Origin of the sequence: Nocardia sp. NPDC056064 (genome assembly GCF_042266925.1) — a bacterium.
Classification (GTDB): Bacteria; Actinomycetota; Actinomycetes; order Mycobacteriales; family Mycobacteriaceae; genus Nocardia.
The window spans coordinates 1,258,735-1,280,368 of the sequence record NZ_JBHJWO010000001.1 but is presented as its reverse complement, the minus strand read 5'-3'; the positions used below and the strand labels follow the sequence as shown (position 1 = coordinate 1,280,368).

Genomic DNA, 21,634 nt, shown 5'->3' with positions numbered 1-21,634 from the left:
TCGGGACCGGTGCGGCGGTCGCGTTCGGCAGGCTCCGGCCGACAGGTGTCAGCCGACCCGCGCGGGTTCGCCCGGCATGCCCTCCAGGGTGAGCCCGCCCTCGATGGTGTTGGGGACACGGCGGCGGTTGGGCGAGCCCAAGGCCGTGGTCAGGTCGCCGCCGTCGTGTTCGGCGAGCAGTTCGCCGCTGTCCCAGACGAGCAGGGTCGCGCTGACGGTGTTCTCGGCGGTCGAGTGCGCGAGATCGTAGTGCGCGCAGCCCGGCACGTGCCCGTAGGTGATCCACAGGTCGTAGCCGGTCATGAACAGGTCGAGATCGAATTGCACGCTCAGGCCGAGCAATTCGCTGCGGCCGTTGTCGTCGACACCGGCGAACGCCTCGTCCAGCGCGAGCAGCCGGGGGGCCTGTGGGTCGGCGGAATCGAGCATGACGTGCGCGGCGGCGAACAGCGGCAGGTGCAGCGACACCGACTGCTCGCCACCGGACAGGGCGCTGTGACGGGCGACGGTGAGCTTGTCCTCGGTGCCGTCCCCGGAGATGAGCGTGAACGAGAACACCCGCCACGTGCGGTAATCGAGGGTGGCGGCGAGGATCTCGGGATAGGAACGCTCCGGATGGGCGCTGCGGGCCGCGCGGATCTCGGCGGCGAAATGCGCGCGCACCGCGCCGAGATCGTCCTGGCTCAGCGCGGCGGTGTCGCGGTCGAGCAGCTTGCACATGGCCCGCGCCGCCTCCGACAGCCCGTCGGCGAGTACCCAGTGCACGCCGATGGTGTTGCCCGAGGACATCCGCCGCTGCTTCATCTCCGCGCCCATCCGGGAGATGAGTTCGCGTGCGTCGGTGGTGCGTTCGTGGATCTGCTGGGCCAGGCCGGTCAGTAGCGCGTCCTCCAGGATGCGGCGTTCGGCGTCGGTGAGCAGCAGTTCCTGGTCACGGCGGGCAGCGTCGATGCGGGCGGCGAAATCGGCGAGGGCGGCCTGGCCGTTCTCGTCGTGCACGGCGACCACGGTGAGCCCGTCGGCGGCGTCCCAGTGCAGGCGGTAGTCGCGGCCCGAGGCGGTCAGCGCCGCGTCGAACTCCTGGAGCGCGGCGGTGACCGCGGAGCGGGTGGACTTGCGGCCCGCCTCGGTCGCGCGCACCGCGGTGGTGGCGGTGTCGAGATCGGTGAAGAGCGCGGCCACCTCCTCGGGCAGGACGACCGGATCGGTCTGCGGGCCCGCGGCGACGATGCGGTACTGCAACTGCTCCGGGGTCAGCCAGGCGGCGTCACCGGCGGGCCAGCGGTGTTCGGTTCCCGCGCCGAGCAGCCCGAGCAGGTCGGGCCGGGCGTAGGGGGCCAGCGAGCGGACCTCGGCCAGCACCTCGGTGAGCGCGGTGGTGAGGGCCTCGTTGGCGGTGCGGTAGGCGGCTTCGGCGTCGCCGACCGCCTCGATCGCGGCATTGGCGGCCTTGCGCGCGGCCCGCTGCTCGGCCTTGGCCGCCTCGATGGCGGCGCGGGCGGCCTCGAGGTCGCGGTCGATATCGGCGGCGCTCGCGCCCAACGCATCACGCAGGGTCTCGAGTTTGCGCTGCTGCTCGGTGAATCCGAGCCGGGCGGCCTCGGCCTCCTCGGCGAACGCCTCCGCCAGCGCGCGGGCCTCGTCGTGGCGGTCGGCGCCCTCGCGTTCGCGTTCGCGCTCCCGCTCGTGTTCGGCGCGCAACCGCAGCAGCCCGGTCCCGGTGTTCTCGAAATGCCGGATGGCGGCGGCCAATGCGTCCAGTTCGCGGGCCTCGCGCGGGGTGCGATGGGCCTGCGCGGCGGCACGCACCTTCTTGTCCAGGGCGGTGACCTCGGCGACGGCCTGATCGAGCTCCCGCTCGGCCTGCGCGGCCGCCTCCACCCGCGAGCGCATCAGACCGGCGGTCTCGGCGACGGCGCGCAGGGCGGCGGTCACCGCGGCCGGGCGGGGGAGTGCCTTGACGGCCGTGGACAGCGCCGTCGATTCCGCTGTGGCGGCCGCTTCTTCGGACTTCGCCGCCTCGAACTCGGCGGCCGCGGCCTCGATGGCCACCTCGATCTCGGCCAGCCGCAGCTCCCGCCTGCGCGCCCGCGCGGTGGCGCCGAGGAACTCGGCCTCGGCCTTGTGATGGCGGCCGACGAGGACCCCGGACCGGAACTCACCGGCCGTACCCAGCACCACGCCCGCCGTGCTCAGCGCGGTCAGCGCGTCCCCGCTGATCGCCGTGGCGCCAGGGGTGCAGGCAACCGCGTGATGCGATGCCTCGTCCCCGGTGCCCCTCGGTGAATCGATCCCGCCCGCGCTCGCCGGAGTGTGTGCGGCGAACACCTCGTCCGGAACCTGGGTAGCGGCCGCAGCGCCGGTCGGACCAAGGCCAGTGGCAGACGCCCCGGTGGGCGCGACGGATGCGCTCGGGGCTGGGGCGTGCAGGGCGACGGATGCGAGTACCGCCGCGACAGTTTCGGTGGGGACAGTCAGCTCGGGCGAATCCTCTTCGACCACCAGGACATCGGCGAGAGTGCGGCCGGTGGGCCGTTGCTCGACGGGCAGCGGGAGCAGGAAGTGGTCGGATTCGACGTGGCCGGGCAGGTCGGGGCCGCAGATCCAGGCGTCGAGCAGGCCGCTGGATTGCAGTGCTGCTTCGATCGCTGCGGCGTCCGTGGCGGAGACCGTGTCGGCGAAACGGACGAGCCGCCACAGGGGAGCGCCCGGAAGGTCTTCACGGACGCCGGTTCTGGCGGGGTGCGGTGGGGGCGCGTCATCGTGCTGGGCGGCGATCTGGGTGCGCTCGGCACGCAGGGCGTCGCGACGGGCCGCCGCGGCGCTCGCGCGGGCGCGGGCCTCCTGGCGCCGCGTGCGGATCTGTTCCTGGAGCGGCTCGCAGTACTCGGCCAGAATCTCCGGCGCGGAAGGGCTTTCGTCACTTCCCGCGGCGGCGACGGCAGCGGTGAGCTGGGCGAACAGCGCCGTGGGCTCCGCGGGGGCACCCTCGGCGCCCCGCCGGATATCAGGGGTAAACACCTGCGCGTTGGCCTTCCACCAGGATCGCAGCGAGGTGGCGGATTCGGTGCGGGCCAGGGCGACCGCGGCTTCGGCGTGTGCCACTTCGGCGGCCGCGGCCTCGCGTAATTCCACCGCGCGTTCGGCGAGGCGTTCGGCGCGGGTGCGTTCGGCGGCGGCGGTTTCCCACTTGCCCACGGCCTTGCGGACCGCGCGGACATCGGCGTCGCGTTCCTCGGCGTGGCCGCGGACCGCGGCGGTGAAGTGGTCGCTCCGGTCGTCGGCCGGGGGAGTCCACTCGATACCCGCTTCCTCGGCGGCGGCGCGCACGGCGTCCTCCCCGCGGGCCAGGGCGGCCGCGGCGGTGCGGACGGCCTCGGCCGCGCGCTCGGCTTCCTCGGCGCGGCGTTGCAGGGTCTGTCCGGCCTCGGCGGCCTTGTCGCGGTGCGCGGCGGCGGAGGTCTCCAGGCGGCGGACGGCGTCGGCGAGGTCGTCGAGTTGCTGTTTGCCCTCGTAGGCGCTGGAGCGCTGCAGGTTCTCCCGGTCGGCGATGGCCTGCTCGTAGGCGCGGTCGGCTTCCTCCGCGCGGGTCTCGGCCTCGGCGCGGTCACCGTCGCGGCGGGTGCGCAGGGCGGTGGCCGCGAAGACGGCGGTGGCGGCATTGGTGACCGCGTCGAGCCGGGTCCGCACCTGGTCCACATCGGTCTTGGCCTGCACCGCGAGGTACTTGCGGTAGACATCGACGAACGTGCGGGTGGCGGTGTCGGCCTGGACGAGCCCGTCGAGGGTGCGCCCGACCTCCTCCATATCGCTGAACGAGCGGGCCGCGTCGAGGATCAGCTGCTCGTCGAGCGGGCGCAGACCGTCGGTGAGCGCCTGCGAGAGGCCGCGCGGGTCGAGGTTCTTGGCCAGCTGTGGGCGGCGCAGCGTGAGGATCAGATTGATCAGCTGGTCGTAGCGCTGCACGCCGAGCCCGAACATGCGCGCGTCGATCGCGGCGCGATACTCCACCGGCCGGTCGACGATGGCGTCGCCGCCGATCTGTTCGGCGAGCTGCTTGCGGGTCAGCGGCCGATCGTCGGGACCGATCAGCGAGAAGTCCACTCCCGCACGGCCGTCGGCCACGAAGTACCAGCGGGTCACCTTGTCCGAGGAGCGGGTGGCGCGCATGCCGATGCCGACGGTGACCACCTCGGGGTCGTCCCAGCCGCCGCGCGCGAACTCCATCCACACATAGGAGTAGGCCGATTCCTGCTTGCGGTAGAGCAGATTCGACTTCATGGTGCGCTCTTCACCGGCGAACGGGTTGAGCCTGCGCGGTTCGATCCGGCCGTCCAGGACGAACGGGAACAGCACCTCGAGCGCCTTGGTCTTGCCCGAACCGTTCGGGCCGCGCAGCACCAGGCGGCCGTCGGCGAAACAGAACTCCTGGTCACGGTAGTCCCAGAGATTGACGATGCCCGCGCGGGTCGGGACGAAACGTACTCCGCCGTGGATGAGCGACATGGCTCAGTTCCCTCCCACTCCGGTGCCGCCGGTGTCGGCGGCCGTGACGAACAATTCCTCGGTCTTGCGCACCCGCACGGTGACCACCGCACCCCGGTACCGGGCCAGCGCGGGCAGCACCAGCACTCCGTCCGGCACCGGCCGCACCAGGCGCAACCGGGCGAGCAGGGCCAGCACCTCATCGGTCAGCGCGCCGGGGTCGGCCTGCCATTGCGCGGCGAAGGTGGCCCCGTAGCGGTCGGTCAGCGCGGTGACCGTGGACCGCACCCAGGTGTGCTCCAGGAACGGCAGGACGGCCGGTTCGCTGTCGTCGAGGTCTTCGTCGGTGTCGGAGTCGGGCTCTTCGGCCAGCGGGGCGAAGACGCCCGAGGCCGGGATGGCCGCGTCGAGCTGGGCGATCAGCGCGTCCTCGGCCGGATCGGGGGCGGGCAGGCGCGGCAGGGGATTGTCGAGATCCAGGACGGCGTCGGCGATCTCGCCGATCAGCAGCAATGCCACCTGGGCGAGGGTGCCGGTGCCGGGGAAACGGGTGTCGGAGAGCCTGCCGGAGGTATCGATGAGCGCGACACCCTCGGCCCGGCGCTCGGCCCGCAGACCCGTGCAGTACTCCACCTCGCCGACCACCCGGTCCTGGCCCAGCAGCGCGCGTTCGGCGGGGGAGAGGTCCTCGAGATAGACCACCGGCCGTTCCACCAGCGCGCGCCGCACCCGGCGGGCCTGGTCGGCGGCGGTCTGCTCGGCCTCGTCGGCGAGCAGACCGCGCACACTGTGCAGGTGCTGCAGCGCGCGCGGTGGCCGGAACAGCGCGAAGACGACGGGCCGGTCGATGTCGTAGAGCGCCTCACCCGCCTCCGGATCCGACGCCCAGCCGCCCGCGTCACCGTCGGCCAGGGTCAGCGCGCCGCGCGCACCGAGCCAGCCGACCGCGTCGACGAAGGCGTCCCGGTCGGCTGCCCGCTCGGTGGACAGCTCCAGCCCGTCGATCCGGCCCGCGTAGTCGGCCACCTGTTCGGCCAGTTCCGACAGCGTGATCTGGTCACCCGCGCGACCCAGCGCGGCCAGCGCCAGCGCGAGATAGGCGTACCGGCGACGGTCGAACACCCGGTCGTTGACGCTGCGCGCCGGACGCGCGTCGTCGAGCCGGTCGTGCACGGGAAAGAGCCGGGCCGTGGTCTCGGTGACCTCGAGCCGGTACCCGAACAGGTCGGCCAGGTCCTCGCGCAGCTCGGTGGCCCAGCGCCGCACCAGCGGCAAGGCGATCCGGTCCGGGTACACCCGGGTGATCAGGTGATTGGCCAGCACCACCCGCGCGGCCCGCTGATAGCTGTCCAGGGCGAGCGCGTCGATCCGTCGTGGCTGCTTCATCGGACCCCACCTCGCCGCTGGGTGGCGCCGATCCCGCGCGGGTGGCTCGTCGAACCGTTCATCGGGACCCACCGCGCTTCACCGTCGCCCGCACGTCGAGCCGGCGGTTGTTCAGGTGCAGCAGCCCGGCGGCGGTGCGGATCACCGTCGATCCATCGCACGGACGCACCGTCAACGTGACGCCGTTGTCGGAGCCGGTGGTGCCCTCGACCCGGCCGCTCACCGGCACCCACGCCGTCGACGCCGCGTCCAGCAGCCGCAACAGCACCTCGGTCTCGCGCTGATCGAGGACCCGTTCGTGCACGTTGCCCCCGGCCAGCGACGCCGCGGCCGCCGCCCGCTCCCGCTGCGCGGACAGCTGGGCCTCGCGCAGCCGCCGGATGCCCGCGTCGTTGCGCGCGATCCGGGCCGGTGCGCCCGCGGCCGGGGCCCGGCCGGTCTCGGCGAGGGTGCGCGAGATCTCCAGCGGCGGTGCGTCCCACCAGGATCGGTGTGCCGGGATCAGCTCGGCATCGGGATGCTCGAGTGCGAAGTGCCGGGGCCTGCCCAGCCCGAACACCGCGTCGTAGAGCGCGTGGGCGCCCGCGGTGGTGGGGGTGTCGACGAACCAGGCGGCCAGATGCCGCAGCGCCGACTCCCGGCTGACACCCCCGCGCCGGGTCTCGGTGACCCGCCGCAACAGCGACAGCACCGCCGCGATCGCGCTCATGGTGGCCTCGCGCAACCGGTCGGCCTCACAGGTCTCGCCCGGCTCGCCCGCGGTGACGAACCAGGTGCGCAGCCCGTCCCAGCGTGCCCGCCAGTCCGCCTCGCGCTCGGCCGCGCTCACCAGCACCCGCTCGTCACAGCCGGCCGCCCGCCGGATCAGCTCCTCGACGCCGGTCTGTTCGACCTCGCCGATCGCCGCCGCCAGCCGCGGCGCGAACCGGGCCAGATCCATGCTGAACTCGCGCATGTGCGCCAGCAGCGCGTCCTTGTGCGCCAGGAACGACTCCGAGGTGATCTCGGTGGTGCGCACCAGATCGCCCAGCGACAGATAGAAATGCGCGGCCCGCGCCGCCATGTCGGTGAGAGCGGCGTCGAGCCTGCGCAGGGTGGTGTAGACGCGTTCGGCGTCGCCGTCGCGGTTGGCGGCGGCCAGGGTGCGCAGGTCGGCGAGCAGTTCGGGCAGCACCAGCCGCGACAGCGAGGCGTCGTCCATCCGGGCCGCCAGCACCCCGGCCACCGCCCGGTAGGCCTGGAAACCGGCCTGGGCGAACTGGTAGACGTAGTGCCGGTTGCGGTACTCGGCCAGGGTGGCCGCCCTGGTGCCGTCGTAGCTGCGTTCGAGCACACCCCAGCGGTGCAGCTGCTCGAGCAGCGGGCCGATCTCGGCCGAGGGCAGCGGCACCCCCGCCGGGGCGTCGCCGCGGCCGCCCGCCTCGGTGCGGGCGATCCAGTCGGCGACGTCGTCGGCGTGCAGCAACACCACGTAGGCGGCGCGGGCGCTGTCGAAGGCGCGCAGCACCCGCAGGTAGTCGGCGCGCTTCTCGGCGGTCGCGAACGAGAACAACCGCAGACGCTCGTCCCACAGGGCGGGGACGGCGCTGGGCAGGCCGTCGGCGGAGTCGGTCACCGTAGAGAGGGTAGTGGGGTCCGATCCGTGCTCCGTCCGACCGGTCCCGGATCGGCGCGCCCCCGCCGGCGCGCTCACCCGACGTTGAGTGAACGCAGCTGTTCGAGGAACGTCTGGGTGCGCGGGTCGCCAGGGAACCGCTCGATGATCTCGCGCGCGGCTTCCCCGGCGATCCAGGCCAGCGACGGCAGCGACTTGCGCCCCGGGCTGAAGGCCGCCACGCCCTCCTCGACGGCACGCTCGAGATCGCGGTCGCGCACCGCGACCACCGCCAGGGTCAGCCGCGCCTCCGAGACCCGCATCGGGTTGCGCACACTGCCGTCGGGCCGGGTCGAATCGCGGATCACCTGGTGCGCATAGCGTTCGGCGAGCCGGTCCTGGCCGGCCACCCGGCAGCAATCCATGGCGTAGAAGTCGAATTTCGTTGCGTCGATGACGAAATGATTGTCCAGGTCGGCCGGGTGACCCATCCGCGACAGGATCGCCCTGCCCTCGTCGAGCGCGGTCTGCACCGCTCGCCGGTCGCCCAGCCGGGCCCAGCCCTTGGCGCGCTGCGCGGCCAGCTGCACGCCGACACTCATCGCGGTGGTGCCGGGCATCGCCTTCTCCGAGACCTCGATGGCGCCGCGAAAGTTGCCCTGGGTCAGCGCGAACCACGCCGACATCTCCGCCGCCCAGCCCACGATCTCGGGATTGCCCGCCTCCCGGCCCAGCGACTCCGCGGCCCGGCGGGTGGCCTCGGCACCGCCGCGGCGGCCCAGGTCGTAGTCGACGCAACCGACCAGCAACGCCACCCACCCTGCCAGAACGAGGATTTCGCGATGCTGGCCCAGGGTGAGCCTGCCGTCGAGCAGCGAGGTGATCCGGCGCAGCCAGGCGGTGCCCTCGGCGTGCAGCGCGTACGGTTCGGCGTAGGCGTATTCACAGCAGAGCCGTTCGGCGGTGATCCGCACCGCGTCCAGGGTCGCGCTGTTGACATCGGACATCCGGAGCCTGCCGATGAACTCCAGAGTGTCCATACCCGTTGCCGATAACAGCTCGTCATCACGGTTGGGCCGGGCCTTGGGGAAGAACGCCGCCGTGACGGTGTCGAACGCGGCCGCGATGATCGGCGCGTAGAACTCGTCGGGTCGTGATTCCCCGGATTCCCAGCGGCGCCAGTTGCGCAGCAGAGTACTGTCCGTTGGCAGGTTGTGGGAGGACTTGGCACGCATCGCGCGGACGGCATCGGCTTGCGACCACCCCCTCGCGTCACGTTCCGAGCGCATCCGGACAGCCCAGACGGGTCGATCATCAGTTGCGGTCACGGCGGTAGTATCCCACCAGTTAACCTTCGGCGTCCCGAATAGGGCATGTAGATGTCATCGGTTTGACATCTGCTGCCGCGGGCCACGATTGCGCATGCTGGTAGCAGGTGCTCGGCCCGAGACCGGACGCCCGCTCCGCAGGAGAGCTTGCGGGGCAACGCAGTACCCCCGCGCGGCGCACGGCGCGGCGCGGGGGGATCCGACAACAGAACAGCGATCCCTATCCAACGGAGGTTCGGGTGGAAGCGTTGATCTATGGATACTTGCGTGACGATCTGGCCGAGGGCCAGGGCGATCAATTGGAGGATGCGCTACGTAGCCTCGCGCGTACCGCGGGAATGTGTTTCGCCGCCACGTTCCACGAATCGACCGCGGGTGACGGCGCCGCGTTCGCCGAACTCACCCAGGAACTCAAGCGCGCCGACGCGCACCACGTGGTGGTGCCGTCCCTGGATCACCTTGCCGGCCAGACGATTCCCCGTGACCTGCTGATCGCCAAGCTGGCACACGAGGCGGCCGCCCAAGTGCTCACCCTGGAGGTGTGACCATGTCCGGTTCCGCAGGTTCCGAACCACCACATCGGTGAGTGGGCCGTTCCCGCCGCACGGCCGGGCGCCTCGCGCGCCCGGCGGCGGCCCGGGGACTCACAACCCGAAACTGCCCGGTCCGCGTCTGCGCAGGTACTTCTCGAACTCCGCGGCGATGGCGTCACCGTCGATCTTGGACATCGTCTCGTTGAGATCGAGCGCCGCGTCGCCGCGCTCCTCGAGCGAGCGCACGTACTCGTTGATCTCCTCGTCGCCGACGGTCATCTCGTTGACCGCGGCCTCCCACTCCTCGGCCTGGGTGGGCAGCTCACCGAGCGGCACCTCGATGTCGAGCACCTCCTCGACGCGGTGCAGCAGCGCGATCGTGGCCTTCGGGTTCGGCGGCTGCGACACGTAGTGCGGGACCGCCGCCCAGAACGACACCGCGGGCACCCCGGCCTTCACGCACTGATCCTGCAGCACCCCGGTGATGCCGGTCGGGCCCTCGTAGCGGGTCTGCTCGAGGCTGAAGCGCTCGGCGGCCTCGGGACTGTAGGCCGACCCGGTCACCGGCACGGGACGGGTGTGCGGGGTGTCGGCCAGCAGGGCGCCCAGGATGACCACCGTCTCCACACCGAGCTGCTCGATGAACTCCAGCAGGTCGTTGCAGAAACTGCGCCACCGCATATTGGGCTCGATTCCGCGCAGCAGCACGACGTCGCGCTCGCTGCCGGGCGGTGAGCACACCGACAGCATGGTCGAGGGCCACTGGATCTCCCTGGTCACCCCGTCCACCTGACGTACCGTCGGCCGGTTCACCTGGTAGTCGTAGTAGTCCTCGGAATCGAGTTCGGCCAGCGGCTCCGCGTCCCAGAGCAACTCGAGATGCTCGACCGCGCCACTGGCGGCGTCACCGGCGTCGTTCCAGCCCTCGAAGGCCGCAACCAGCACGGGATTGCGCAACGTCGGCAGTTCCGTCTCGGGGGTTTCACTGGCATCCACCCGGTCAGCCTAGTGTCTCGGGCGAATTGTTTTGCGGTGACCGGCGCTGTTGCGTGTTTCGGCGCGCGGCTGTGGCCGGGGCCACTCGATTCACCCGCAGTGGTCTCGGGCGTCGGTGCCGACCATTAGTCTTGGATACATGTCTGCGTCCTTGCCCACCGGGTTCGATACCACGCTCCTCGACACGCTGCGGCGGCGTGTCGTCATCGGCGACGGTGCGATGGGCACGATGTTGCAGGCCGCGGATCTCACGCTCGACGATTTCCGCGGCCTCGAGGGATGCAACGAGATCCTCAACGACACCCGTCCCGACGTGCTCGCCGACATCCACCGCGCCTACTTCGCGGCCGGTGCCGACGCCGTGGAGACCAACACCTTCGGCTGCAACCTACCCAACCTCGCCGACTACGACATCGCCGACCGCATCCGCGACCTGTCCGAGCGCGGCACCCGCATCGCCCGCGACGTGGCCGACGAGATGGGCCCCAGCGCCGACGGCACCCCGCGCTACGTCCTTGGCTCGATGGGCCCCGGCACCAAGCTGCCGACGTTGGGCCACGCGCCCTACGTCGCGCTGCGCGACGCCTACACCGAGGCCGCCCTCGGCATGCTCGACGGCGGCGCCGACGCGATCCTGGTGGAGACCTGCCAGGACCTGCTGCAGGTCAAGGCCGCGATCACCGGCAGCCGCCGGGCCATGATCGCGGCGGGCCGCCGCATCCCGATCATCACCCACGTCACCGTGGAGACCACCGGCACCATGCTGGTCGGCTCGGAGATCGGCGCGGCGCTGACCGCGCTCGAGCCGCTGGGTATCGACATGATCGGCCTGAACTGCGCCACCGGTCCCGACGAGATGAGCGAGCACCTGCGGCATCTGTCGCGGCACGCGCAGATCCCGGTGTCGGTGATGCCCAACGCCGGTCTGCCGGTGCTCGGCGCCAACGGCGCGGAATACCCCTTGACGCCCGAGGAGCTCGCGGTCGCCCTGAGCGGTTTCGTCTCCGAGTTCGGCCTCGGCCTCGTCGGCGGTTGCTGCGGCACCACCCCCGAGCACATCCGCCAGGTCGCCGAGGCGGTGCGCGAGGTCGAGACCACGCTGCCCGCGATCGACCAGCGCCGCGCGCCCGAGCACGAACCGGCCGTGTCCAGCATGTACACGGCGGTGCCGTTCGAGCAGGACGCCTCGATCCTGATGATCGGCGAGCGCACGAACGCCAACGGCTCCAAGGCTTTCCGCGACGCCATGCTGGCCGAGGACTGGCAGCGCTGCCTCGAGATCGCCAAGGACCAGACCCGCGACGGCGCGCACATGCTCGACCTGTGCGTGGACTACGTCGGCCGCGACGGCACCCGGGACATGAACGAGCTCGCCTCGCGCCTGGCCACCGCCTCGACCCTGCCGATCATGCTCGACTCCACCGAACCGCCCGTGCTGCTGGCAGGGCTGCAGCACCTGGGCGGCCGCTGCGCGGTGAACTCGGTGAACTACGAGGACGGCGCAGGCCCGGATTCGCGGTTCCAGCAGATCATGCGCCTGGTCTCCGAGCACGGGGCCGCGGTGGTCGCGCTCACCATCGACGAGGAGGGCCAGGCCCGCACCGCCGAGACCAAGGTGGCCATCGCCGAACGGCTCATCGAGGACATCACCGGCAACTGGGGCCTGCGCGAATCCGACATCATCGTCGACACGCTGACCTTCACCCTCGGCACCGGCCAGGAGGAGTCGCGCAAGGACGGCGAGGAGACCATCAACGCCATCCGCGAGCTCAAGCGCCGTCATCCGCAGGTGCAGACCACGCTGGGTCTGTCCAATATCTCCTTCGGCCTGAACCCGGCCGCGCGCCAGGTGCTGAACTCGGTGTTCATGCACGAATGCGTCGAGGCCGGACTGGATTCGGCGATCGTGCACGCCTCGAAGATCCTGCCGATGAGCCGGATCCCCGACGAGCAGCGCGAGACCGCGCTGGATCTGATCTACGACCGCCGCACCGAGGACTACGACCCGCTGCAGAAGCTGATGGCCCTGTTCGAGGGTGTCTCGGCGGCCTCGTCGAAGGCCTCGCGGGCCGAGGAACTGGCGGCGCTGCCGCTGTTCGAGCGGTTGGAGCGGCGCATCGTCGACGGTGAGCGCAACGGGCTGGACGTCGATCTGGACGAGGCGATGCAGTCGGTGCCGCCGTTGCAGATCATCAACGAGACGCTGCTGTCGGGCATGAAGACCGTCGGTGAGCTGTTCGGCTCGGGCCAGATGCAGTTGCCGTTCGTGCTGCAGTCGGCCGAGGTGATGAAAACCGCTGTCGCGCATCTGGAACCGCACATGGAGGCCACCGACGACTCGGGCAAGGGCCGGATCGTGCTGGCCACGGTCAAGGGCGACGTGCACGACATCGGCAAGAACCTGGTCGACATCATCCTGTCCAACAACGGCTACGAGGTGGTCAACCTCGGCATCAAGCAGCCGATCGCGACCATCCTCGACGCCGCCCAGGACAAGAAGGCCGACGTGATCGGCATGTCCGGGCTGCTGGTGAAGTCGACGGTGGTGATGAAGGAGAACCTCGAGGAGCTCAACACCAAGGGCGTGGCCGAACAGTTCCCGGTGCTGCTCGGCGGCGCCGCGCTGACCCGCTCCTATGTGGAGAACGACCTGACCGCGGTCTACGACGGCGAGGTGCACTACGCCCGCGACGCCTTCGAGGGCCTGCGGCTGATGGACGAGATCATGACCGTCAAGCGCGGCGGTGGCCTCGATCCCGACAGCCCGGAGGCCATCGAGGCCAAGCAGAAGGCCGCCGAGCGCAAGGCCCGCCACGAACGGTCCAAGCGGATCGCCGCCGAGCGCAAGGCCGCCGAGGTGCCGATCGAGGTGCCCGAGCGCTCGGATGTGGCCGCGGATCTGCCCGTGCCCACCCCGCCGTTCTGGGGCACGCGCGTGGTGAAGGGCCTTCCGCTGCAGGAGTATTCGGGCCTGCTCGACGAGCGCGCGCTGTTCCTGGGCCAGTGGGGGCTGCGCGGGCAGCGCAAGGGCGACGGGCCGACCTACGAGGAGCTGGTGGAGTCCGAGGGTCGTCCGCGGCTGCGCGCGTGGCTGGACCGTTTGGCCACCGAGGGCGTGCTCCAGCACGCGGCGGTCGTCTACGGCTACTTCCCGGCGGTCTCCGAGGGCGACGACGTGATCGTGCTCACCGAGCCGGAACCCGATGCGCCGCAACGGTATCGGTTCACCTTCCCGCGTCAGCAGCGCGACCGGTTCCTGTGCATCGCCGACTTCATCCGCTCCCGCGAGAAGGCGCGTGAGACCGGGCAGGTCGACGTGCTGCCGTTCCAGCTGGTCACCATGGGTCAGCCGATCGCCGACTTCGCCAACGCGCTGTTCGCCGGGGACAACTACCGCGACTACCTCGAGGTGCACGGCATCGGCGTGCAGCTCACCGAGGCGCTGGCCGAGTACTGGCACCGCCGGGTGCGTGAGGAACTGACCCTGGACGGGCAGTCGGTCGCCGACGACGATCCGGCCGACATCCAGGACTACTTCAAGCTGGGTTACCGCGGCGCGCGCTACTCCTTCGGCTACGGCGCCTGCCCGGAGCTCGAGGACCGCGCCAAGCTGGTCGACCTGCTCGAAGCGGGCCGGGTCGGGGTCACGCTGTCGGAGGAACTGCAGCTGCATCCGGAGCAGTCCACCGACGCGTTCGTGCTGCTGCACCCGGAGGCCAAGTACTTCAACGCCTGAGTCACCGCGCAGGCAAAGCACTTCAGCACGTAGGATTTTCACAAAGTTTCATCCCGCTGTGGCGCGGAGGGCTGGACGACTCGGCGAAATCGCATGGAGGGGCGCACATGACATCGGATCGGTTGATCGCGGGACGCTATCGACTCACCGACCCGATCGGCACCGGTGCGATGGGTGTGGTGTGGCGTGCCACCGATGTCCGGCTGCGCCGCACCGTCGCGGTGAAACAGCTCCTGCTGGCCCCGGGCCTGACCGGCTCGCAGGCGCTGGAGGCCAAGCTGCGCGCCATGCGCGAGGGCCGTATCGCCGCGCGCCTGCACCACCCCAACGCCATCACCGTCTTCGACGTCGCCGAAGAGGACGGCCAGCCGTGGCTGGTGATGGAGTACATGAACGCGCCCAGCCTCGCGGTGAAGCTGGCCGGGGGCGCGACCCTGCCGCCCATCGAGGTCGCAGGCATCGGTGCCCAGGCCGCCGCGGCGCTCTCGGCCGCCCACGACGCCGGGATCATGCACCGTGACGTGAAACCGGCCAACCTGCTCGTCGGGGACAACGGCACCGTCAAGATCACCGACTTCGGCATCTCGCACGCCACCGGTGACGTCACCGTCACCGCCACCGGCTTCCTCGCCGGCACCCCCGCCTACCTGGCCCCCGAGATCGCCCGCGGCGACAATCCCAAGGCCGCCGCCGACGTGTTCGCCCTGGGCTCCACGCTCTACGCCGCCGTCGAGGGCGCGCCGCCGTTCGGCGAGGGCGACAACCCCCTGGCCGTGCTGCACGCGGTCGCGCGCGGGGTGGTCCCGGAACCGAAGCAGGCCGGTCCGCTGGGCCCGGTGCTGATGTGGCTGCTCACCGCGTCCGCCGAGGACCGTCCGAGCATGGCGCAGGCCCGCACCGCGCTCGAAGACGTGGCGGCGGGCCGGGTTCCGGTGCTGCCCGGTGCCCCGGCGACGAAGGTGCTCCCGGTCGGCGAGGCGGCCACCACCCTGCTGCCGCGCCCCGGCGCGAGCGCCGGGGCGGCCAGGGCCGGACTGCTCGGCAGCGGCCTGGCCCTGGCCAAGTCGGCCCGCTCGGCCATCAGCGGCCGGGTCGCCGCGGTGCAGAGCCCGATCGGGCAGGCCGCCGCGGGCGATCCCGGACTGCTGCGCCCACAGGACGCCGCCCCCGGCGCCGCCGCACCCGCCTCTCCGCTCGCCACCGGGTCCGGCCGCCCACCCGCCTTCCCGGCACCGCCCGCCCGCACCGACTCGGCGAACAACAATCGCGCGGTCCTGCTGCTGGCCGCGGCGGTCGCCGCCTTCACCGTCATGCTCGTTGTCCTGGTGGTCACCCGCGACCGCGGCGGTGACCAGGGCACGCAGGCCCAGAACCCGCCCTCGCCGATCACCGTGACGACCATGGTCGACGGCCGGGTCGACACCGTGGTCATCGTCCCCGAACAGGAGACGATCACGGTCCCGGCCACCACCGCCCCGGGCGCGTCGAGCACACCGGGAGCCTCGAGCAGCGCGCCGTCCACCTCGGGCGCGCCCGGCTCCACCTCCTCGCGCCCGTCGAGCACCACCATCACCACGACTCCGTTCGGCCCGCCGACCCCGGAGCGGATCGGCCAGTTCATCGCCGGCTACTACGGCATGCTGCCGGGCAATATCGGCGGCGCCTGGGCCCAGCTGGCACCGGCCTACCAGGCCCAGACCGGCGGCTACGGCGACTACTCCTCGTTCTGGTCGACGGTGCGCTCGGTCAGTGTCGGTTCGATCACTCCCAGCGGCCAGAACAAGGCGGTCGTCTCGCTGACCTACCACCTCGCCAACGGCACGGTGACCTCGGAGAACCGGTGGATCCAGGTCACCGGCGACGCGGGTCACCTGCAGATCACCGGGTCCGGCGTCTGATCCGCACCGGCTACCCTGGACCCGGCCCGGCGATCGCCGACGGCCACCGGCGACGAGAACGAGGCGGGACCACCGAAGTGAGCGCGCGACCGGCCGCGGTGCTGTGGGACATGGACGGCACGCTGCTCGACTCGGAGAAGCTGTGGGACATCGCGGTGCGCGAACTCGCCCGCGAGCACGGCACCGAGCTGACCGACACCGTGCGCCACGCGCTGATCGGCGCCTCCGGCCCGAACGCGCTGCGCATCCTGTTCGACGGCATCGGCGTCGCGATCACCCCCGCGGTACTCGCCGCGGCGGGGGACTTCCTGGAACGACGGGTCACCGAACTGATGCTCGGCCCCATCCCGTGGCGGCCCGGCGCCAAGGACGCGCTGGCGATGGTGCGCGCGGCGGGCCTGCGCTGCGCCCTGGTGACCAACACCAAACGCTCGCTCACCGAGTACGGCCTCGACACCCTCGGCCGCGATTTCTTCGACCTGTCGGTCTGCGGTGACGAGGTCGAACACGGCAAGCCCGACCCGGCGATCTACCGCCGTGCCGCCGAACTGCTCGGTGTCGACCCGGCCGACTGCGTCGCGATCGAGGACTCGCCGACCGGTGCGCTGGCGGCCCAGGGCGCCGGCTGTGGCCTGATCGTGATTCCCTGCGAAATCGCTGTTCCCGAGCTTCCCGGGCGGGTGTTCCGGGAAACTCTGGTGGGTTTGTCGGTCGCCGATCTGGGTGCCGCACTCGCCGCGCGGGTATGAAGATCACGTTCTAAAAATGTTGTCGCACAGCACAATTCGCAATATTGTGAGCTGCCCGGAATAGGCCGGATTTGGCGAAACCGGCGGCGCGAGCCGGGAAGTTACCGCACACTGAATGCATGACAGGCACGCGGGGGCTTGACGAAATCGTCGATATCGCACGGTATCCGCTCACCGATCTCGGTGGTCCGGGCAGGCAGGCGGCCGTCGCCGCCGCGCGTGCCGAACTGGCCGAGGACGGCTGCACGGTGCTGCGCGAATTCCTCCGGCCGGAGCTGCTGGCGACGCTCCAGGCCGAGGGCGAGCGGATCGCACCGCACGCCCACTTCAAGGTCGAACGGGTCAACGCCTACAACATCCCGCTCGACGCCGACCTGCCCGCCGATCATCCGGCGCGCATCGTGCTCGACCGCGGCAACGCCTTCGTCGCCCGCGACCACATCCCCGCCGACGCGCTGATCCAGCGCCTCTACACCGACCCGGTCTTCCAGCGTTTCGTCGCCGACTGCTTCGAACTCGACGACCTGCACGAATTCGCCGATCCGCTGGCGGGTCTGTGCCTGAACGTGGTCGAGCCCGGAATGTCGCACCCCTGGCATTTCGACACCAACGAATTCACCGTCAGCATGCTCACCCGGCGCCCCGAATCCGGTGGCGTCTTCGAATACTGCCCCAACATCCGCGACCCGCACGCGGAGAATCTCGACGATGTGCGGGCCGTGCTCACCGGCACCGGCGAGCGGTTCATCCGCGCGCTCGAACTGCGCCCCGGCGACCTGCAGCTGTTCAAGGGCCGCTTCTCCCTGCACCGCGTCACCGAGGTGGCCGGTACGGGACAACGACATTCGGCGATCTTCGCCTACACGGACCGGCCCGGGGTGATCGGCACTGTCGAACGCACCAGGCAGCTGTTCGGCCGTGTTCTGCCCGACCACGTGGCCGCCGCGGCCGACGCCGTCCGAGGTGACCGACTGCTCGACTGAGAGGAACCGCCCATGTCCGTCCCGTTGGACACCAATGGCAAAGCATCCTTCGACGACATCTACGAAAGTCCTGATCCGCGGGCGTACTTCGCGCGGATGAACGAGCTCGACTACCGGATTCCGGAACTGGCCAAGCCGCACTTCCAGGACCAGTTGCGGCAGTTGCGGGCGGCCCGGCCCGACCGGATTCCGACCGTGCTCGATCTCGGGTGCTCCTACGGGGTGAACGCGGCCCTGCTGCGGACCGATACGACGGTCGACGAACTGGCCGGCCACTATCGCGACCACGCCGACACCGACCGGATCGGCCTGATCGCCGCGGACCGGGAGCGGTTGCGCACCGACCTGATGCCCGACGTACGCTTCGTCGGGATGGACGCCGCACGCCCGGCGCTGACCTACGCCCACGCCGCCGGATTCCTGCACGACTACGTGCACGCCGACCTCGAGGCCACCGAGCCCACCGAGGCACAGCGACGTGTGCTCGCCTCCGCCGATCTGGTGATCTCCACCGGATGCGTCGGCTACATCACCGAGAAGACCCTGTCCAGGGTCGTCCAAGCCGATCCGCGCAAGCGACCGTGGATGGCGCACTTCGTGTTACGGATGTTCGATTTCGGTCCCATCGCCGAGGAACTGGCCGCGCTCGGCTATCGCAGCGAGCAGCGTCCGGGTATGTTCCAGCAGCGTCGGTTCGCCTCGGCACAGGAACGCGAACAGGTGCTGGATGCGTTGGCGGCCAAGGGAATCGACACCACCGATCACGAAGCCGAGGGCTGGCTCTACGCCAACCTGTTCCTGTCCCGCCCGCATCCCATCGAGACCTGAGGACCTGGATTGAACCAACCCACGTTCGCCGCCGAAGACACCCTGCCCCGGGTTCCGCTGCCCACACTGGAAGACAGTGGCGCGCGGTTCCTGCAGTGGTGTCGGCCGCTGCTGAGCGCCGAGGAGTACGCCACCACCGAGGGCGCGGTAGCCGAGCTGCTGCGCCCCGGCGGGGCCGGGCGCACCCTGCACGCCGCACTGGCCGACTACGACGCCACCCCCGGGGTGGGCAGCTGGCTCGACGAGTTCTGGCCCTCGCGGTACCTGGGCCGTCGCGACCGGATCGCGCTCAACGCCAACTTCGTGTTCCTGTTCCGCGACGACACCCCGCTGGCCGCCTCGACGGTCGCGAGCCAGGCCGAGCAGGCCGCCGCGCTCATCGGCGCGGCCGTGGACTACAAGCTGGCCCTGGACGCCGAGCGGGTGCCGCCGGTGACCCAGCGCGGGCAGCAGCTGTCGATGTGGCAGAACGAGTACCTGTTCTCCGAGACCCGGATCCCGGGCGAGCAACAGGACACCGTACGCAAGCCCTACAGCGACGAACAGCCCGGCCCCTCCGACGCCCGGCACATCGCGGTCTTCTACCGCGGCAACATCTTCCGGATGGACGTGGTCGGGCCCGACGGCGCGCCGTACGCGTTCGCCGATCTCGTCGACGGACTGCGCGCGGTGATCAAGGGCGGCACCAAGCCCGCCGCCACCGACACCGCCGTCGGCCATCTCACCACCAAGGCCCGCGCCGAGTGGGCGCGCAGCCGCGCCGCCCTGCGCACCGAGCCCGCCAATGTCGCCGCCTTCGACACCATCGAGACCGCCCTGTTCGCGGTGTGCCTCGAGGACTTCGCCCCGCGCGACGAACTGCACGCCTGCGATCAGCTGCTGCACGGTGACAGCGCCAACCGCTACTTCGACAAGTCGGTGTCGTTCATCGTCTTCGCCGACGGGCAGGCCGGCATCAATATCGAGCACTGCGGCCTCGACGGCACCACCGTGCTGTCCTTCGTCGACGCGCTGCTCGAGCGCACCGCCCAGGACCATGCCGACACCAGCGGCGCGCGGGCCCAGGGACTGCCGCCGGTGGAGCCGGTCGAGTTCGTCCTCGACTCCGCCGCGCGCGCCGATATCGCCGCCGCCGGGGCCGACTTCGCCCGTTTCGCCGCCGACACCGCCACCTCGCTGGTGTCCTTCGACGACTTCGGCACCGCCGACGCCAAGAAGCTGGGCATCTCACCCGATGCCTTCGCCCAGCTGGCCTATCAGCTCGCCCACCGGCGCAGCAAGGGCCTGACCGGCGCCACCTACGAGTCCATCGCCACCCGCCAGTTCCGCAACGGCCGCACCGAGGCCATGCGCGTGGTGACCCCGGAGATGGTGGCCTTCGTCGACGCCATGTCCGACGACTCGGTGGACCGCGAGACCAAGCTCGCCGCCGCCCGCACCGCCGCGGGCGCGCACGTCGGCCGAGCCAAGGAATGCCAGGCCGGACAGGCTCCCGAGCAGCACCTGTGGGAGCTGCAGTGGATCCAGCGCCGCCGCGGCGCCGAACTCGGCGTCGCCGACGAGCACATCGCCCTGTTCGACAGCCCCGGCTGGACGATCATGCGCGACGACTACCTGAGCACCAGCTCGGCGCCCTCGCAGTACATCCGCTACTTCGGTTTCGGCTCAACCAGCCCCAAGTGCATCGGCATCGCCTACGTGCTGCTGCCCGACCGCTGGAACATCTACCTGGCCACCCCCAAGTCGGTGTCCGGCGAGATGTACGCCTTCGCCGACCACCTGCGCGCATCGGTGGCAGACCTGCGCGAACTGCTGGCGAGCGAGTCCTGACCGGTTCCCGCGCACCGTCACCCCCGCGGTGACGGTGCGCGGGAAAACCGCTGTGCACGGTGTGAAACAATCGACCACCGTGAAGAACTTCGAATCCCTGTTCGCCGAGCTGACCGAGCGTGCCCAGACCCGTCCCGAAGGGTCGGGCACCGTGGCCGCGCTGGACGCCGGGGTTCATTTCCAGGGTAAGAAGGTGCTCGAGGAAGCCGGGGAGATCTGGCTGGCCGCCGAGCACGAGAGCGACGAAGCCCTCGCCGAGGAGATCTCCCAGTTGCTGTACTGGCTCCAGGTGATGATGGTGGGTCGCGGGCTGAAGCTCGAGGACGTGTACCGACATCTGTGACGGCTGATCCGTCCGGTCGACACCTCCTCCACTTCTCCCCGAAAGGACCACCCCCATGTTGCGCGTCGCCGTTCCCAACAAGGGCTCGCTGTCGGAATCCGCCACCTCCATCCTCACCGAGGCCGGCTACCGCAAGCGGACCGATTCCCGCGATCTGACCGTGCTGGACCCGGCCAACCAGGTCGAATTCTTCTTCCTGCGGCCCAAGGACATCGCCATCTACGTCGGCTCCGGTGAGCTCGACCTCGGCATCACCGGTCGTGACCTGGCGCTGGATTCCGGCTCGCCGGTCAGCGAACGTCTCTCCCTCGGCTTCGGCCGCTCCACCTTCCGCTACGCCGCTCCCGCCGGCGAGCAGTGGAAGGTCGAGGACCTCGCGGGCAAGCGCATCGCCACCTCCTACCCGAACCTGGTGCGCGCCGACCTGGCCCGCTTCGGCATCGAGGCCGAGGTGATCCGCCTCGACGGCGCGGTCGAGATCTCCATCCAGCTCGGTGTGGCCGACGCCATCGCCGACGTGGTGGGTTCCGGCCGGACCCTGCGTCAGCACAACCTGGTCGCCTTCGGCGAGTCGCTGTGCGATTCCGAGGGTGTGCTGATCGAGCGCACCGGTTCCCCGCAGGACGACCGCGCCCGCAATCAGCTCATCGCCCGCATCCAGGGTGTGGTGTTCGCCCAGCAGTACCTGATGCTGGACTACGACTGCCCCAAGTCGCTGCTCGACGAGGCCGTCGCCATCACCCCGGGCCTGGAGTCGCCCACCATCTCCCCGCTGGCCGACCCCGAGTGGATCGCCGTGCGCGCCCTGGTCCCGCGCAAGCAGGGCAACGAGCTCATGGACCGCCTCGCCGACCTGGGCGCCAAGGCGATCCTGGCCACCGACATCCGCTCCTGCCGCGCCTTCTGAGCACGCCGTCGTCCGGACCTCCCCGAGTACGCTGAACG

The 21,634-nt window shown here is 70.7% G+C and carries 14 protein-coding genes; 9 read left to right on the top strand and 5 right to left on the bottom strand.

From position 1 onward, the window contains the following. Positions 1 to 48: 48 nt before the first annotated feature. The 4 genes from ACFC06_RS05845 to ACFC06_RS05830 all read right to left on the bottom strand — a co-directional run bounded on the left by ACFC06_RS05845 (position 49) and on the right by ACFC06_RS05830 (position 8,700). On the bottom strand, positions 49 to 4,506 hold the full coding sequence (locus tag ACFC06_RS05845) for an SbcC/MukB-like Walker B domain-containing protein (protein ID WP_375928280.1): 4,458 nt from the start codon (positions 4,504 to 4,506) through the stop codon (positions 49 to 51). 3 nt (positions 4,507 to 4,509) lie between these two features. Further along, positions 4,510 to 5,871 (bottom strand): TIGR02678 family protein, encoded by a 1,362-nt coding sequence (locus ACFC06_RS05840; protein WP_375928278.1) that lies wholly within the window; start codon positions 5,869 to 5,871, stop codon positions 4,510 to 4,512. A gap of 58 nt (positions 5,872 to 5,929) precedes the next feature. Next, positions 5,930 to 7,486 carry a TIGR02677 family protein gene (locus ACFC06_RS05835; RefSeq protein WP_375928276.1) on the bottom strand — a complete coding sequence of 519 codons (1,557 nt, stop codon included), beginning with the start codon at positions 7,484 to 7,486 and terminating at the stop codon, positions 5,930 to 5,932. Positions 7,487 to 7,560: 74 nt separating this feature from the next. Next, on the bottom strand, positions 7,561 to 8,700 hold the full coding sequence (locus ACFC06_RS05830) for an XRE family transcriptional regulator (RefSeq protein ID WP_375928274.1): 1,140 nt from the start codon (positions 8,698 to 8,700) through the stop codon (positions 7,561 to 7,563). A gap of 332 nt (positions 8,701 to 9,032) precedes the next feature. Between ACFC06_RS05830 and ACFC06_RS05825 the strand changes: the two genes are divergently transcribed. Continuing rightward, complete coding sequence (locus ACFC06_RS05825) at positions 9,033 to 9,338, top strand: hypothetical protein (protein ID WP_278264512.1); 306 nt, start codon at positions 9,033 to 9,035, stop codon at positions 9,336 to 9,338. A gap of 99 nt (positions 9,339 to 9,437) precedes the next feature. Here the strand turns inward: ACFC06_RS05825 and ACFC06_RS05820 are convergent, their stop codons facing one another. Further along, positions 9,438 to 10,322, bottom strand: coding sequence for a PAC2 family protein (locus tag ACFC06_RS05820; protein WP_375928272.1), 885 nt, complete (start codon positions 10,320 to 10,322; stop codon positions 9,438 to 9,440). A gap of 139 nt (positions 10,323 to 10,461) precedes the next feature. Between ACFC06_RS05820 and metH the strand changes: the two genes are divergently transcribed. From metH to hisG, 8 genes are all read left to right on the top strand, one after another. Continuing rightward, positions 10,462 to 14,058 (top strand): methionine synthase, encoded by a 3,597-nt coding sequence (metH, locus tag ACFC06_RS05815; protein WP_375928270.1) that lies wholly within the window; start codon positions 10,462 to 10,464, stop codon positions 14,056 to 14,058. Between the two features lie 107 nt (positions 14,059 to 14,165). Beyond that, positions 14,166 to 15,956 carry a serine/threonine-protein kinase gene (locus ACFC06_RS05810; protein ID WP_375928268.1) on the top strand — a complete coding sequence of 597 codons (1,791 nt, stop codon included), beginning with the start codon at positions 14,166 to 14,168 and terminating at the stop codon, positions 15,954 to 15,956. Between the two features lie 77 nt (positions 15,957 to 16,033). Beyond that, on the top strand, positions 16,034 to 16,705 hold the full coding sequence (locus ACFC06_RS05805) for an HAD family hydrolase (RefSeq protein ID WP_375928266.1): 672 nt from the start codon (positions 16,034 to 16,036) through the stop codon (positions 16,703 to 16,705). A 119-nt stretch (positions 16,706 to 16,824) separates the two neighbouring features. Beyond that, positions 16,825 to 17,688, top strand: a complete 864-nt coding sequence (locus ACFC06_RS05800; RefSeq protein ID WP_375928265.1) for an arpA protein — start codon at positions 16,825 to 16,827, stop codon at positions 17,686 to 17,688. Positions 17,689 to 17,700: 12 nt separating this feature from the next. Then, positions 17,701 to 18,516 carry a class I SAM-dependent methyltransferase gene (locus ACFC06_RS05795; RefSeq protein ID WP_375928263.1) on the top strand — a complete coding sequence of 272 codons (816 nt, stop codon included), beginning with the start codon at positions 17,701 to 17,703 and terminating at the stop codon, positions 18,514 to 18,516. 9 nt (positions 18,517 to 18,525) lie between these two features. Beyond that, on the top strand, positions 18,526 to 20,346 hold the full coding sequence (locus ACFC06_RS05790; RefSeq protein ID WP_375928261.1) for a choline/carnitine O-acyltransferase: 1,821 nt from the start codon (positions 18,526 to 18,528) through the stop codon (positions 20,344 to 20,346). 61 nt (positions 20,347 to 20,407) lie between these two features. Further along, positions 20,408 to 20,689 carry a phosphoribosyl-ATP diphosphatase gene (locus ACFC06_RS05785; protein ID WP_336088298.1) on the top strand — a complete coding sequence of 94 codons (282 nt, stop codon included), beginning with the start codon at positions 20,408 to 20,410 and terminating at the stop codon, positions 20,687 to 20,689. A gap of 55 nt (positions 20,690 to 20,744) precedes the next feature. Continuing rightward, complete coding sequence (gene hisG, locus ACFC06_RS05780; RefSeq protein ID WP_375928258.1) at positions 20,745 to 21,596, top strand: ATP phosphoribosyltransferase; 852 nt, start codon at positions 20,745 to 20,747, stop codon at positions 21,594 to 21,596. Positions 21,597 to 21,634: the final 38 nt, after the last annotated feature.